At 75.3% G+C, this 14,779-nt stretch carries 12 protein-coding genes and 1 pseudogene; all 13 read left to right on the top strand.

Translation table 11 applies throughout. The features are described 5' to 3' along the window. Positions 1-55 precede the first annotated feature (55 nt). A pseudogene (gene ftsH, locus ACFWEK_RS09675) lies at positions 56-1,480 on the top strand (ATP-dependent zinc metalloprotease FtsH); the annotation flags it as partial. 23 nt (positions 1,481-1,503) lie between these two features. Beyond that, on the top strand, positions 1,504-2,091 hold the full coding sequence (folE, locus tag ACFWEK_RS09670; protein WP_430548262.1) for a GTP cyclohydrolase I FolE: 588 nt from the start codon (positions 1,504-1,506) through the stop codon (positions 2,089-2,091). A gap of 7 nt (positions 2,092-2,098) precedes the next feature. Beyond that, positions 2,099-3,073 (top strand): dihydropteroate synthase, encoded by a 975-nt coding sequence (gene folP / locus ACFWEK_RS09665; RefSeq protein ID WP_430553907.1) that lies wholly within the window; start codon positions 2,099-2,101, stop codon positions 3,071-3,073. Further along, the gene (folK, locus tag ACFWEK_RS09660) at positions 3,070-5,082 is read left to right on the top strand and encodes a 2-amino-4-hydroxy-6-hydroxymethyldihydropteridine diphosphokinase (RefSeq protein ID WP_430553906.1); all 2,013 of its coding nucleotides are present in this window, start codon (positions 3,070-3,072) and stop codon (positions 5,080-5,082) included. The genes folP and folK overlap by 4 nt, the downstream gene beginning before the upstream one ends. 1 nt (position 5,083) lies before the next feature. Then, the gene (locus ACFWEK_RS09655) at positions 5,084-5,572 is read left to right on the top strand and encodes a DUF3180 domain-containing protein (protein WP_430553905.1); all 489 of its coding nucleotides are present in this window, start codon (positions 5,084-5,086) and stop codon (positions 5,570-5,572) included. A 119-nt stretch (positions 5,573-5,691) separates the two neighbouring features. Beyond that, positions 5,692-6,216 (top strand): PH domain-containing protein, encoded by a 525-nt coding sequence (locus ACFWEK_RS09650; protein ID WP_430548234.1) that lies wholly within the window; start codon positions 5,692-5,694, stop codon positions 6,214-6,216. Next, positions 6,213-7,838, top strand: coding sequence for a PH domain-containing protein (locus ACFWEK_RS09645; protein ID WP_430553904.1), 1,626 nt, complete (start codon positions 6,213-6,215; stop codon positions 7,836-7,838). Before ACFWEK_RS09650 ends, ACFWEK_RS09645 begins: the two co-directional genes overlap by 4 nt. Continuing rightward, entirely contained in the window at positions 7,835-8,851 is a 1,017-nt protein-coding gene (locus ACFWEK_RS09640) for a Rossmann-like and DUF2520 domain-containing protein (RefSeq protein ID WP_430553903.1), read from the top strand. The genes ACFWEK_RS09645 and ACFWEK_RS09640 overlap by 4 nt, the downstream gene beginning before the upstream one ends. Further along, on the top strand, positions 8,848-9,792 hold the full coding sequence (gene panC, locus ACFWEK_RS09635; protein ID WP_430553902.1) for a pantoate--beta-alanine ligase: 945 nt from the start codon (positions 8,848-8,850) through the stop codon (positions 9,790-9,792). The genes ACFWEK_RS09640 and panC overlap by 4 nt, the downstream gene beginning before the upstream one ends. Before the next feature lie 34 nt (positions 9,793-9,826). Then, positions 9,827-10,240 (top strand): aspartate 1-decarboxylase, encoded by a 414-nt coding sequence (panD, locus tag ACFWEK_RS09630; RefSeq protein ID WP_430553910.1) that lies wholly within the window; start codon positions 9,827-9,829, stop codon positions 10,238-10,240. A 19-nt stretch (positions 10,241-10,259) separates the two neighbouring features. After that, positions 10,260-11,972, top strand: coding sequence for an L-aspartate oxidase (locus tag ACFWEK_RS09625; protein ID WP_430553901.1), 1,713 nt, complete (start codon positions 10,260-10,262; stop codon positions 11,970-11,972). Positions 11,973-12,048: 76 nt separating this feature from the next. Next, positions 12,049-12,993, top strand: coding sequence for a carboxylating nicotinate-nucleotide diphosphorylase (nadC, locus tag ACFWEK_RS09620; protein ID WP_430553909.1), 945 nt, complete (start codon positions 12,049-12,051; stop codon positions 12,991-12,993). A 162-nt stretch (positions 12,994-13,155) separates the two neighbouring features. Then, complete coding sequence (gene lysS, locus ACFWEK_RS09615; RefSeq protein ID WP_430553908.1) at positions 13,156-14,616, top strand: lysine--tRNA ligase; 1,461 nt, start codon at positions 13,156-13,158, stop codon at positions 14,614-14,616. The last annotated feature ends 163 nt before the right edge of the window (positions 14,617-14,779 follow it).

The following is a 14,779-nucleotide window of genomic DNA, read 5'->3' as shown; positions in this document are numbered from 1 at the left end:
GCCTGGTGCTGTTCATCGCGATGCGTGACCGGCGCGCGGAGAAGCGCGAAAACGAGGACGCACGAGCACAATCCTCGCGCGCGCCGTCGCCGGCGAGGCCGGGGTGCCGTTCTACTCGATCTCCGGCTCGGACTTCGTCGAGATGTTCGTCGGCGTCGGCGCCTCCCGCGTGCGCGACCTGTTCGAGCAGGCGAAGAACAACTCGCCCGCGATCATCTTCGTCGACGAGATCGACGCCGTCGGCCGCCACCGCGGGGCCGGCATGGGCGGCGGGCACGACGAGCGCGAGCAGACGCTGAACCAGATGCTCGTCGAGATGGACGGCTTCGACGTCAAGACGAACGTCATCCTCATCGCGGCCACCAACCGGCCCGACATCCTCGACCCGGCGCTGCTGCGGCCGGGCCGCTTCGACCGGCAGGTCGCGGTGGAGGCCCCCGACCTCAAGGGCCGCGAGCACATCCTCAAGGTGCACGCGCAGGGCAAGCCGATGGTCGAGAGCATCGACCTGGCCGTCGTCGCGCGCCGCACGCCCGGCTTCACGGGTGCGGACCTGGCGAACGTCCTCAACGAGGCCGCGCTGCTCACCGCGCGCAGCGGCGCCCAGCTGATCGACGACCGTGCGCTGGACGAGGCCATCGACCGCGTCATCGCCGGCCCGCAGAAGCGCACCCGCGTGATGAAGGTCAAGGAGCAGAAGATCACCGCGTACCACGAGGGCGGGCACGCCCTGGTCGCGGCGGCGATGCGCTACACGGACCCCGTCACCAAGGTGACGATCCTGCCGCGCGGCCGGGCCCTCGGCTACACGATGGTGATGCCGATGGAGGACAAGTACTCCACCACCCGCAACGAGCTGCTCGACCAGCTCGCGTACGCGATGGGCGGCCGCGTGGCCGAGGAGATCGTCTTCCACGACCCGACCACGGGCGCGAGCAACGACATCGAGAAGGCCACGGCGACCGCGCGCAAGATGGTCACCGAGTACGGCATGAGCGAGAAGGTCGGCGCGATCAAGCTCGGCAGCGGGTCCGGCGAGCCGTTCCTGGGCCGCGACATGGGCCACCAGCGCGACTACTCCGAGGCCGTCGCCGGCACCGTCGACCACGAGGTGCGCAAGCTCGTCGAGGCGGCGCACGACGAGGCGTGGCAGGTGCTCACCCAGTACCGCGACGTGCTCGACGACCTGGTGCTGCGCCTGCTGGAGAAGGAGACGCTCAACCAGGCGGAGCTCGCCGAGGTCTTCGCCCCCGTCGTCAAGCGCGAGCCGCGCGACGTGTGGCTGTCCAGCGAGCAGCGCACCGTGCACACGCGCGGCCCGATCATGACGGACGCCGAGCGCGCCGCGTCCAACGGCAACGGGCAGGTCGTCGTGCCGCAGGACGAGGCCGCCATCGTGGGCAACGAGAACGACCTGCAGGAGGCCGGGCCCGGCCTCGGCAGCGACACCGAGCCGCCGGCGACGGGGGACCACCGGTGACCGACCCGGTGACGGACCTGGGCATGCGGGCTGCCGTCGACGTGCCGCCGTACGACGCCGCCCGCGCGGAGGCCGCGGTCCGCGAGCTGCTGCTCGCGGTCGGCGAGGACCCGGACCGCGAGGGACTCAAGGAGACGCCGGCCCGCGTGGCCCGCGCGTACCAGGAGATCTTCGCGGGGCTCCGCCAGGAGCCGGAGGACGTGCTCACCACGACCTTCGACATCGGCCACGAGGAGATGGTGCTGGTCCGCGACATCGAGGTGTACTCGACGTGCGAGCACCACCTCGTGCCGTTCCACGGCGTCGCGCACGTGGGCTACATCCCCAACACCGACGGCCGCATCACAGGCCTGTCGAAGCTGGCGCGCCTCGTCGAGGTGTACGCCCGTCGCCCGCAGGTGCAGGAGCGCCTGACGACGCAGGTCGCGGACGCGCTGGTGCGCATCCTCGAGCCGCGCGGCGTCCTCGTGGTGGTGGAGTGCGAGCACCTGTGCATGTCGATGCGCGGGGTGCGCAAGCCCGGCTCGCGGACCGTCACGTCGGCGGTGCGCGGCATCATGCAGAACGCGACCACGCGCGCCGAGGCCATGAGCCTCATCACGGGACGGTGACCCGGGCATGACGGCGCACCCGCGCGACGCGGTGGTCGCCGGGCTCCCGGAGCTGTCCGGCGTGGGCCGGTGCCTCGTCATGGGCGTCGTGAACATCACGCCCGACTCGTTCTCCGACGGCGGCCGCTGGTTCGACGCCGACGCGGGCGTGCAGCACGGCCTCGACCTGCTGGCCGAGGGCGCCGAGATCCTGGACGTGGGCGGCGAGTCGACCCGGCCGGGCTCGGCCCGCGTGGTCGAGGCGGAGGAGCTGCGCCGCGTGGTCCCCGTCATCGAGCGGCTGGCCGCGCACGGCGCCGTCGTGTCGGTGGACACGACGCGCGCGTCCGTCGCCGAGGCGGCCGTCGCGGCAGGGGCGCGGATCGTCAACGACGTGTCGGGCAGCTACGCGGACCCCCGCATGGGGCACGTCGTGGCGGAGACGGGTGTGGCGTACGTCGCGATGCACTGGCGCGGCCACGCGGACGTCATGGACAGCCTCGAGGTGTACGACGACGTCGTCGCGGAGGTGCGCGACGAGCTCGCGGCGCGCATGGACTCGCTGGTCGCGGTGGGCGTGGACCCGGAGCAGCTCGTGCTCGATCCGGGGCTGGGCTTCTCGAAGGCCGGGGTGCTGAACTGGCCGATCCTCGCGCACCTGGACGCCCTGAGCTCCCTCGGCCGCCCGGTGCTGGTGGGCGCCTCGCGCAAGCGCTTCCTGGGGCACCTGCTGGAGGGCACGCGCGGCCTGTCCGCCGACGAGCCCGCGCCGCCCCTCGAGCGCGACGACGCCACCGCCGCGATCTCCGCGCTGTCCGCCGCCGCCGGCGCGTGGGCGGTGCGGGTGCACGCCGTGCGTGCCAGCGCCGACGCCGTCCGGGTCGCGGACGCCTGGACGTCGGCCTCCCGCGACGTGTTGGATGCCGGGATGACCGCACCGGTACACCCCACCCACGCCGTGGGCGGAGCAGGAACCGCCGCTGATGAGGAGGGCCCATCGTGACGTTCGCCGCAGCCGTACCGGGACCGGACGGACAGCCGCTCGACCAGATCCGCCTCGCCGGCGTCACGGCGACAGGGCACCACGGGGTGCTCGCGCACGAGCGCGCCGACGGCCAGGTCTTCAGCGCCGACGTCGTGCTGCACCTGGACACCCGGGCCGCCGCGTCGTCGGACGACCTCGGGCAGACCGTGAGCTACGCGGACGTCGCCCAGGACGTGCACGACGTCCTCGCGGGCTCCCCGGTCGACCTCGTGGAGACCGTCGCCGAGCGGATCGCCGCCGTCGTGCTGGGCCACGCGGCCGTGCAGGCCGTCGACGTGCGGGTGCACAAGCCGCAGGCGCCGATCCCGGTCCCGTTCGACGACGTCGCGATCGTCGTGCGCCGCGACCGCGCTCGCATGCCCGTGGTCGACGCCGCCCCGGCCGACGAGCCCGCCGAGACGGCGGTGCCCGTCGCCGCGGCCGTGCCCGTCCCGCCGCTCGAGCCGGCCGTGACGCACGCGCCCGTGCCGCCGGCCCCGGTCGCGGCGGTGCCGGTCGAGCCCGCCGAGGCCACGGCGCCCGCCGAGGCGCCCGCGCCGCCCCGCGCCGACCCGTTGGACGCCACCCCCGCGGAGCCGGTCGACGTCGTGCTGGCGCTCGGGGCGAACCTCGGGGACGCGCAGGTCACGCTCCGCCAGGCCGTGACGGACGTGGACCGCCTGCCGGGCGTGCAGGTCATGGAGGTCTCGCCGCTCGCCCGCACCGCCGCCGTCGGGGGGCCGGAGCAGCCGGACTACCTCAACGCGGTGCTCGTCGTGCGGACCACCTTGTCGCCGCGCGACCTGCTGCGCAGCACGCAGCAGGTGGAGGCCCAGCACGGTCGCGTCCGCGACGAGCGCTGGGGACCGCGGACCCTCGACGTCGACATCGTGCAGTACGGGTCGCTCGTCGTGACGGCGCCCGACCTCGAGCTGCCGCACCCGCGCGCGAAGGAGCGGGCCTTCGTGCTCGTGCCGTGGGCCGAGGTGGCGCCTGACGCGCTGCTCGGCGGGCCCGGCGGCGGCCCCGTCGGCCAGCTCGCGGTGACCGCCCCCGACCGCGCCGGCATCCGCTGGCTCGCGCTCGACTGGCTGACCGGCCCGACGCAGAGCACCGGGCAGGTCTCCGCCGCGGCGGCCGACGCGGCGCCGTCCACCCCGGTGCCGCAGTCCGCACCGGCGGCGCCCGCCGACGAGCCTGACGACCAGGCTGCCCACCAGCCCGGGCACGAGCCAGCCGACGCCGCCCAGGCGTCGTACGCGCCGGAGGCCTACGCCGAGTCGTACGCGCCGGAGCCCTCCACCCCGGAGACCTACGCCCCGGAGACCTACGCGCCGGAGGCCTACACCCCGGAGACCTACGCGCCGGAGGCGTACCCCGCGGAGCCCGCACAGACCCCCCGGTCCGCCGAGCCCACGTCGGGGAGCAGCCCGGTCGTGGAGCAGTACGTGCCCGAGCAGTACGCACCCGAGCAGTACGCGCCGGAGCCGTACCTGCCGGTGCCCCCGGCGGCCGAGCCACCCGTCGTCGAGCCCCGGGTCGTCGAGCCGCCTGCCGTGCCGGAGCCGCGCCGGGAGGACCCGCCCGCACCGGAGGCGCGCGCCGTCGTGGCCGACCCGTTCGGCCCCGACCCCGACCAGCCGGTCATGCCGCGCCCGTTCGCTCCCGTCGGGTCGCCCGCGCCGATCGCCGCGGAGCCGCGTGGCGACGCCCCGGAGGCCCCGCACGCGCCGGTGCCCCCGGCCCCGGCGAGCCCGTTCCCCGCGCCCGCCGACCCGTCGGAGCGGCCGTCGGGCCCGGCGGCGCCGCCCGCCGCGTCGTCGTTCGCCCCGCCGGCCCCGCGGCACGACCCGGTGCCGCCGGCCCCCGCGCCCGTCGCCGACCTGCCCGCCTTCCCGGACCCGTTCGCCCCGCTGCCGGAGGCGCACCCCGGCCCGCTGCCCGGTCACGCCGCCCCGCAGGAGCGGTTCGGGGAGGACGGCCGCTGAGATGCGCCGCACCTCCGTCCGCCTCCTCGCCGTCGTCGCCGCCGTGGTGGCGGTCGGCGGTGCCGGGCTGCTCCGGCTGCTCGAGTCGCGCGGCGTCTACCTGCCCACCGTCGCGTGGGTGGAGGACGTCGCGATGCTCGCGCTGGCGGGCGTCATCTTCTGGATGGGCTGGGCGGTGCGCGCGTACCAGAAGGGCGACCGCCCGGACCTCGACCCGATGCGCGCGGCCCGCACGTTCGTGCTCGCCAAGGCGGGGGCGCTGACCGGAGCGCTGCTCGCCGGGCGGTACGTCGCGAGCCTGCTCGTCGTCCTGGGTCAATTGCAGATCGAGGCGCGCCGCGACCAGGCGGTCGCCGCCGCCATCGCGGCGGCGTGCGCCGTGGTGCTGTGCGTCGTGGGGCTGGTCGTGGAGAAGTTCTGCCAGCTGCCGCCGTCCGACGACCCCGACGGGGGCGACACCGAGGAGCACGCGGACCCCTTGCCGTCGTGACCGGCACCGCCGGTACAGACCGGCGCAGACCGGTGTCGTCCGGAGGTCGGACGCGGGACGGTGCGGATGGGCCGGTCGGACGATGTGGCCGGCGGGTCCCCGGATGGAAGGATGGACCCATGACCAGCATCCCCGCGGGCGCCGACCCGTCGACCACGCGGCAGACGGGCCCCTTCGACCCGCCCGGCGTCGTCTGGCAGGGCGTGTCGCCTCGGCTCGTCCCGGCGCGCCTCATCTCGACGTCCGTGACGCTGGCCCTGCCGATCGTCGCCGGCGTGGTGCTCGCCGTCCTCGTCTCGCCGTGGTTCTGGCTGCTCGCCGGGGTGCCGGCCGCGCTGCTGGTGTGGGCGCTGCTGCTGGTGCCGCGCCAGGTCCGCGCGATCGGGTACGCGGAGCGCGACGACGACCTGCTGATCCGCAAGGGCATCATGTTCCGCACGCTCGTCGTCGTGCCCTACGGCCGCATGCAGTACGTGGACGTGGAGGCGGGTCCGCTGGACCGCAAGCTCGGCATCGCGAAGGTGCAGCTGCACACCGCGTCGGCCAGCACCGACGCGGACATCCCCGGCCTCGTGCCCGACGAGGCAGAGCGCCTGCGTGACCGCCTCACCGCGCGGGGCGAGGCGAGGCTGGCGGGCCTGTGAGCGAGCCGAGCCCCGAGCGGGCCCCTGAGACGGGTCACGCGCCGACGCACGAACCGGCCGGGCAGGAGCAGGGCGGGCAGGAGCAGGCCGGGCAGGAGCAGGAGTGGCGCCGCGTGCACCCGGTCACGCCGTTCGTGCGGGGCTGGGCGGCCGTGGTGGCGATCCTCGTCATCGGCGGGCAGCAGGTGCTCGACGACGTGTCGAACGCGGTCAGGGCGGTCGACTCGATCCGCAGCCTGTGGTGGGTGGTGATCCTCGCGCTGGTGCTGCTCGTCGCGATCATCTTCGGCTACGCGGCGCTGGCCTGGCGCATGACGGCGTACGCGGTGGACGACGACGCCGTGCGGCTGCGCAAGGGCATCCTGTTCCGCCAGCAGCGGCACGCCCGCCTCGACCGGCTGCAGGCGATCGACGTGCGGCAGCCGCTGCTCGCGCGGTTGTTCGGGCTGGCGGAGCTGCGCCTGGAGGTGGCGGGCGGCTCCGACTCGGGCGTGGCCATCGGGTTCCTCAAGGAGGCGGACGCGCAGCGCCTGCGTGCCGACCTGCTCGCGCGCGCGGCCGGGGTCAAGGCGGCCCGCCGCACCGACCTGTCCGACGCACGGCCCACCGGGGCAGGCCCAGCGCCGGACACCACGACGGCGCCCGCGGACCTGTCGGACGCCCGGCCCGCAGGAGCAGCCCACGCGTCCGACGACGGGCAGGACGGCGTCGCGCCCGAGGCGCCCGAGCGCCAGGTGTACGAGGTGCCGGCGACGCGCCTGCTGCAGTCGCTGCTGCGGATGCCGGGCGTGTGGATCGGCGTCCTGGTGCTCATCGGCGTCGGGGTGGCCGTCGCCGTCACCCGCGAGGTGAGCATCCTGTTCTCGGCGCTGCCCGCGATCCTCGGCGTCGGCGGCTACATCTTCCAGCGGTTCGCGGGGGAGTTCGGCTTCCGGGCCGCGCTGTCGCCGGACGGCATCCGGTTGCGCCACGGCCTGCTGGAGACCCGCGCGCAGACGATCCCGCCGGGCCGCGTGCAGGCGGTGTCGCTCACGCAGGGCCCGCTGTGGCGCGGGCCCGACTGGTGGCGCGTCAAGGTCAACGTGGCCGGCTACGGCGGCGGCGAGGGGCAGCAGCAGGGCGAGCAGCAGCACGTGCTCCTGCCGGTCGGGCCGCGCGAGGAGGCGCTCACGGCGCTGTGGCTCGTGCTGCCCGACCTCGAGGTCGAGAACCCCGACGAGACGCTGGCGCTGCTCGACGAGGCCCTCACCGGCGACGCCCGCACGGACCGCTGGTTCGTCACCAGCCCGCGCAGCGCCCGCCTGCTCGACCCGTGGAGCTGGCGCCGCAACGGCTACGCGGTCACGGGCCGCGCGCTGCTGGCGCGCGGGGGCCGCTTCGTCCGCTCGCTCGAGGTGGTGCCGCACGAGCGCACCCAGTCCCTCGGGATCGAGCAGGGGCCGTGGCAGCGACGGCGCGGCCTCGCGTCGTTCGTGCTGCACTCGACGCCCGGCCCGATCAGCCCGGCCGTCCACCACCTCGCCGAGGACGAGGCCGCGCGCCTGCTCGGCGAGCAGTCCTCCCGCGCCCGGGCCGCCCGCGCCCACGCGGGGCCGGAGCGCTGGATGCAGGGGCGAGGATGAGCGCGCCCGACGACGACCGCCCGGATTCCGCGCCGTCGTCCGCACCATCGTCGGTCCCACCGTCCGCGCGCCCCGGCCGCCTCGGCGTCGGCGTCGTCGGCGCCGGCCGGGTGGGGGCTGTCCTCGGTAGCGCGCTGCGCGCGGCGGGTCACACGGTGGTGGGCGCGAGCGGGGTCAGCGAGGAGTCGCGGGAGCGGATCGCGACGCTCCTGCCGGGCGTGCCGCACCTCGAGGTGACCGACGTCGTGGAGCGCGCCGAGATGGTGCTGCTCGCGGTGCCCGACGACGCGCTCGCGGAGGTCGTGAGCGGCCTGGCGGCGCTCGGCGCGTGGCAGCCCGGGCAGCTCGTCGTGCACACGTCCGGCCGGTACGGTGTGGGCGTCCTCGACCCGGCGCGGAAGGCCGGTGCCATCCCGGTGGCGCTGCACCCGGCGATGACGTTCACGGGCACGTCGCTCGACCTGCACCGGCTGGAGGGCTGCACGTTCGCGGTCACGGCGCCGTCGGCCGTGCAGCCGATCGGCCAGGCGCTCGTCGTCGAGGTCGGCGGGGAGCCGGTGATCGTCGCGGAGGAGGCCCGCGGGCTCTACCACGCGGCCCTCGCGCACGGCGCGAACCACCTCGTGGTGCTGGTGGCGCAGGCCGCCCAGGCGCTCGCGGCGGCCGGCATCGAGCAGCCGGGGCGCGCGCTCGCGCCGCTCCTGTCCGCCGCGCTCGACGGCGCGACGCGCGCCGCCGACGTGCCCGACGGGCCGGGGGCGATCACGGCCCTCACCGGCCCGGTGTCGCGCGGCGACGTCGGCACGGTGCGCACGCACCTCGACGCCCTGCGGGCGCTGGCGGCCGGGACGGGCGCCACCGACGTGCCGGCGTCGTACACCGAGCTGTCGCGCGGTGCCACGAGCCGTGCGCTCGCCGCGCACCGCATCGACGACCGCGCGGCCCGCGAGCTGCTCGACGCCCTCGCGCCGCCGCCCGCGTCCCACCCCGACGACCCGCAGGAGCCCCGATGACCACCACCCCGCACGCGCCCGCCGTCGTGAGCTCCCGGGCGGACCTGCACGACGCGCTCGGGGCATGGACGCTGTCCGGCCCGGAGCCGACGGACCGCCGCGCCGTCGTCATGACCATGGGCGCCCTGCACGAGGGGCACCTGCAGCTGGTGCGGGCGGCCCGCGAGGCGGCCGGCCCCACCGGCCAGGTGATCGTGACGATCTTCGTCAACCCGCTGCAGTTCGGTGCGGGGGAGGACCTGGACCGCTACCCGCGCGACCTGGACGGCGACGTCGCGAAGCTGGCGAGCGTCGGCGCGGACGTCGTCTTCGCGCCCACCCCGGACGTCGTCTACCCCGACGGCGACCCGATCGTGCGGGTGTCGGCGGGCCGGGTCGGCGAGGTGCTGGAGGGCGAGACGCGCCCCGGCCACCTCGACGGCGTGCTCACCGTGGTGCTCAAGCTCATGCACCTGACGCGCCCCGACGTCGCGCTGTTCGGGGAGAAGGACGCCCAGCAGCTGCTGGCCGTGCGCCGCATGGTGCGCGACCTGGACGTGGACGTCGAGGTGCTCGGCGTGCCGATCGTGCGCGACGCCGACGGGCTCGCGCTGTCCTCGCGCAACGCCTACCTGTCCGACGACGAGCGGGCCTCGGCGCTCGCGCTCTCGAGGGCCCTGCGCGCCGGCGCGGACGCGGCCGGCGGGGGTGCGTCGGCGGTCGTGGAGGCGGCCTCGGGAATCCTGGACGGGGCCGCGGGCGTTGAGGTCGATTACCTCGCACTCGTCGACCCGACTACCGTGGACCCGGTGCCCGCGGACTTCCGCGGCACCGCCCTCCTCCTCGTGGCGGCGCGTACGGGCGCCACCCGACTGATCGACAACCAGGCCGTGGACCTCGCCGGCAGCCCTGCCAGCGGCCCTGCTACCGGTGAGGACCCCCAGGAGAACGCCAGTGACTGAGCACGCGAACCGCCCCGCCTCCCTGCAGCGGCCGATGATGATCGGCAAGATCCACCGCGCCACGGTGACGCAGGCGGACCTGCACTACGTCGGCTCGATCACCATCGACGCCGACCTCCTCGACGCGGCCGACCTCTACCCGGGCCAGCAGGTCGACGTGGTGGACGTCACCAACGGCGGCCGCCTCACGACCTACGTCATCCCGGGCGAGCGCGGCGGTCGCCAGGTGAGCATCAACGGCGCGGCCGCGCACCTGGTGCACCCCGGGGACACGGTCATCGTCATCGCGTACGGCACGATGTCGGACGCCGACGCGCGCACGTACTCCCCGGCCGTCGTGTTCGTCGACCCGGAGAACCGGATCGTCGAGCTCGACGACGACCCGGGACAGGTGCCCGACGGCTTCGGCCTGGAGTCCAGCGGCGTGCCCTTCGCGGCCGTCCGGTGACGCCCCCGGTGAACCGTCCGTGACCGGGCCGCGGCTGGCCCGCGCCCTCGCCGCCCCCGCCCCCGGCTGGACGACGGCCGCCGACGCGATCGTCGTCGGCACCGGCATCGCCGGGCTGACCGCGGCGCTGGAGCTGCGCTCGCGCGTGCCGGGCGTGCTGCTCGTCACCAAGGGCGCGCTCTCGTCCGGCTCCACGGTGTGGGCGCAGGGCGGCATCGCCGCGGCCCTGCACCCCGACGACACCCCCGACGCCCACCTCACGGACACGCTGGCGGCCGGCGGCGGCCTCAGCGACCCGGAGGCCGTGCGCGTGCTCGTCACGGAGGGCCCGGACCGCGTGCGCGAGCTCGTGGCCCGCGGCACGTCGTTCGACGTCGGCCCGGACGGCGGCATCGCCCTCACCCGCGAGGGCGGGCACCGCGCCGACCGCATCGCGCACGCCGGCGGCGACGCGACCGGGGCCGAGATCTCCCGCGCCCTGGTCGCGCAGATCGAGGCGGTGCGCGACGACCCGGGCATCGAGGTGCTCGAGAACGCGCTGGTGCTCGACGTCCTCACCGGAGCCCCGGGCCCCGACGGGCACCGCTCGGTCGCCGGCGTCACGCTGCACGTGCGCGGCGCGGGCAGCCGCGACGGCGTGGGCGCCGCGCTGGCGCCGTTCGTGGTGCTCGCGACCGGCGGCATCGGGCAGGTGTTCCGCTCGTCGACCAACCCGCCCGGCGCGACGGGGGACGGCATCGCCGCCGCGCTGCGCGCGGGCGCGGCCGTGGGCGACCTGGAGTTCGTCCAGTTCCACCCCACCGTGCTGTGGCAGGGCATGGGAGCCAAGGGGCAGCTGCCGCTCATCAGCGAGGCGGTGCGCGGCGAGGGCGCGCTGCTGCTCGACGTCGACGGCGCCCGCTTCATGCCGGCCGAGCACGAGCTGGCCGAGCTGGCGCCGCGGGACGTCGTCGCGCACGCCATCGTGCGGCGGATGGCCGCGACGAACGCCGACCACGTGCTGCTCGACGCCCGCCACCTCGGGGCGGGCTTCCTGCGCCGCCGCTTCCCGACCATCACGGCCCGCCTGCTGGCCCAGGGCATCGACTGGACCGAGGAGCCGGTGCCGGTGGCGCCCGCCCAGCACTACCACTCGGGCGGCGTCGTGACCGACCCGCGCGGCCGCACCTCGGTGCCCGGCCTGTACGCGGTCGGGGAGGTGGCGTGCACGGGCGTGCACGGCGCCAACCGGCTGGCCTCCAACTCGCTGCTCGAGGGCCTGGTCTTCGCCCACCGCGCCGCGCGCGACGTCGTGCGGCAGGTCGAGGACGGCGGGCCGCGCCGGGCCCCCGAGCCCGAGGAGCGCCCGGGCGGGGCGGCGCTCGTCGCGGCGGCAGCCCGTTCGCGCGTGCAGCGCGCGACGTCGGACGGCGCGGGCCCCGTGCGGTCGGAGGAGTCGCTGGAGCGCGCAGCGCAGGCGCTGGCCGGGGTCCGGACGGACGCCCACCGCGCGACCGACGTCGTCGCAGACCCGCAGGTCGCCGAGTGGGAGACCACCACCGTGCACCAGGTCGCCAGCGCGCTGGTGCACGCCGCCCGCGTGCGCGAGGAGTCCCGCGGAGGGCACTTCCGCACCGACTTCCCCGCGCCGGACCCGGCGTGGCGGCGCCGCGTCACGCTCGCCCTCGACGAGGACGGCACCCTCCGCGAGGTGGAACGAGCCCGCGAGGTAGTACCGAATCTGCCGAGGTAGTACGAGACTCCGCGAGGTAGCACTCGGCAGGCCCGGTACCACCTCGCGGAGGGTAGCGTTGCGCACCGTGACCGACCTGCGCCCGGACCTCTCCCGCGACCTGCCCGTGCACGACCAGCCGTCCGCCGTCGAGCCCGGGCTGGACGCGGCATGGGTCGCCCGCGTCGTCGAGACCGCGCTGGACGAGGACCTCGGCGCGGCGCCCGGCCGCGACGTCACGACGCAGGCGACGGTGCCGGCGTCGGCCACGGGCACCGCGGACCTCGTGGCCCGGTCGGCGGGCACCGTCGCGGGGCTCGTCGTGGTGGCGGAAGTGCTGCGCCAGGTCGCCGGTCGTCTCGGGCTCCCGGCCCCGACCGTGACGTTCCACGCGCAGGACGGCGACGCCGTCGCGCCCGGGCAGGTGCTCGCCGCCCTCGCGGGCCCCGTGCAGGTGCTCCTCGTCGCGGAGCGGACGCTGCTCAACCTCGCCTCCCGCGCGTCGGGGGTCGCGACGGCGACGGCGGCCTGGTCGCGCGAGCTCGCCGGCACGGGCGCCCAGGTGCTCGACACCCGCAAGACGACGCCGGGCCTGCGAGCCCTGGAGAAGTACGCCGTCCGCGCCGGCGGCGGCACCAACAAGCGCATGGGCCTGCACGACGTCGCGATGGTCAAGGACAACCACGTCGTCGCGGCGGGCTCGGTGCAGGGTGCGATCGGCGCCGTCCGCCGCACCTTCCCCGACGTGCTGGTCCAGGTCGAGGCCGACACCACCGCCCAGGCGATGGAGGCGCTCGACGCCGGCGCGGACTTCCTGCTGCTCGACAACATGCCCACGCCCGTCCTCGCCGCGACCGTCGCCGCGGTCCGCGAACGCCAGGGGCGCGACGGCGTGCCCGCGCACGTCGAGCTGGAGGCGACGGGCAACCTCACGCTGGACCGGGCCCGCGAGGTCGCCGGCACCGGCGTCGACTACCTGTCCGTCGGCGCGCTCACGCACTCCGCCCCGATCCTCGACCTGGCGCTCGACCTGCGCGCGTGATCCCGGCCCGCGGCGTCCTGACCGCGTCCGACCCCGCCGGGCGGGTGTGAGGTGCGTCGCCCGTAGAATCGACGGGTGACCTCCCCGCAGAACCCCGCCTCCGCCGTGCCCGCCGTCGACCCCGCGATCGACTCCGCGGCCACGGACGACCTCCCGGAGCAGATGCGCGTGCGCCGGGAGAAGCGCGACCGGCTCCTGGAGCAGGGTGTCGAGCCCTACCCGGTGAGCCTGCCGGTCACGCACTCGATCGCCGAGGTCCGGGCCGGCTACGAGCACCTCGAGGCGGGCCAGGAGACGGACGACGTCGTCGGCGTCGCCGGCCGCGTCGTGTTCCTGCGCAACACCGGCAAGCTGTGCTTCGTCACCCTGCAGGACGGCGAGGGGCGCCGCCTGCAGGCGATGCTCAGCCTCAAGGAGGTCGGCGAGGAGTCGCTGGCGTCGTTCAAGACCGACGTCGACCTGGGCGACCACCTGTTCGTGCACGGCCGGGTGGGCTCCTCCCGGCGCGGCGAGCTGAGCGTGTTCGCCGACAGCTGGGCGATGGCGGCCAAGGCCCTGCGCCCGCTGCCCGTGCTGCACAAGGACCTCTCGGAGGAGGCGCGGGTCCGCCAGCGGTACGTCGACCTCATCGCACGGCCCGCGGCCCGCGAGATGGTCCGCACCCGCGCCGGCGTCGTCCGCTCGATGCGCGACAACTTCCACGACCGCGGGTTCCTCGAGATCGAGACGCCGATGCTGCAGACCATCGCGTCCGGCGCCTCGGCGCGCCCGTACCGCACGCACATGAACGCGTACGACATCGACCTCTTCCTGCGGATCGCGCCGGAGCTCTTCCTCAAGCGCGCGGTCGTCGGCGGCATCGAGAAGGTTTTCGAGATCAACCGTAACTTCCGTAACGAGGGCGCGGACTCGACGCACTCTCCGGAGTTCGCGATGCTCGAGGCCTATGAGGCGTACGGCGACTACAACACGATCGGCGCGCTCACCCAGGATCTCGTGCAGAAGGCCGCTCTCGACGTTCTCGGCACCACGACGGTCACCCTTCCGGACGGCGAGGAGTACGACCTCGGCGGCGAATGGGCGCAGATCACGATGTACGGATCCCTCTCGGAGGCGATCGGCGAGGAGATCACGCCCGAGACGACCGTCGACCACCTTCTCGCCCTCGCCGAGAAGGCCGAGATCTCGGTGGACCCGAAGAAGACGAACCACGGCAAGCTCGTCGAGGAGCTGTGGGAGCACCACGTGGGCGACGACCTCTACGCGCCGACCTTCGTGCGCGACTTCCCGGTCGAGACCTCTCCGCTGGTGCGCGCGCACCGCACGATCCCGGGTGTCGTCGAGAAGTGGGACCTGTACGTGCGCGGCTTCGAGCTGGCCACGGGGTACTCCGAGCTCGTGGACCCCGTCGTCCAGCGCCAGCGGTTCGAGGACCAGGCGCGCCTCGCCGCCGCGGGCGACGACGAGGCGATGGCGCTCGACGAGGACTTCCTCACCGCGATGGAGCACGCGATGCCGCCGTCGGGCGGCATGGGCATGGGCGTCGACCGGCTCCTCATGGCGCTCACCGGCCTCGGAATCCGCGAGACCATCCTTTTCCCGCTCGTCAAGCCGACGGCCTGAACGAAAGTCATCCCATGGACACCTTTCTCGCGATCATGAGCGGGCTCGCCCCGTCGGTCGGCGTGGGCCTGCTGTTCTGGCTCGCGATGCGCAAGATCCTGCACGCGGACCGGAACGAGCGGATCGCGCTCGAGAGGATGGACGCGGAAGAGGCGGCGGCCGC

This window comes from Isoptericola sp. NPDC060257, assembly GCF_042726645.1.
Lineage (GTDB): Bacteria > Actinomycetota > Actinomycetes > Actinomycetales > Cellulomonadaceae > Isoptericola > Isoptericola nanjingensis.
Note: the sequence above shows the minus strand (reverse complement) of the source record. Positions and strands in the feature narration are given on the sequence as shown.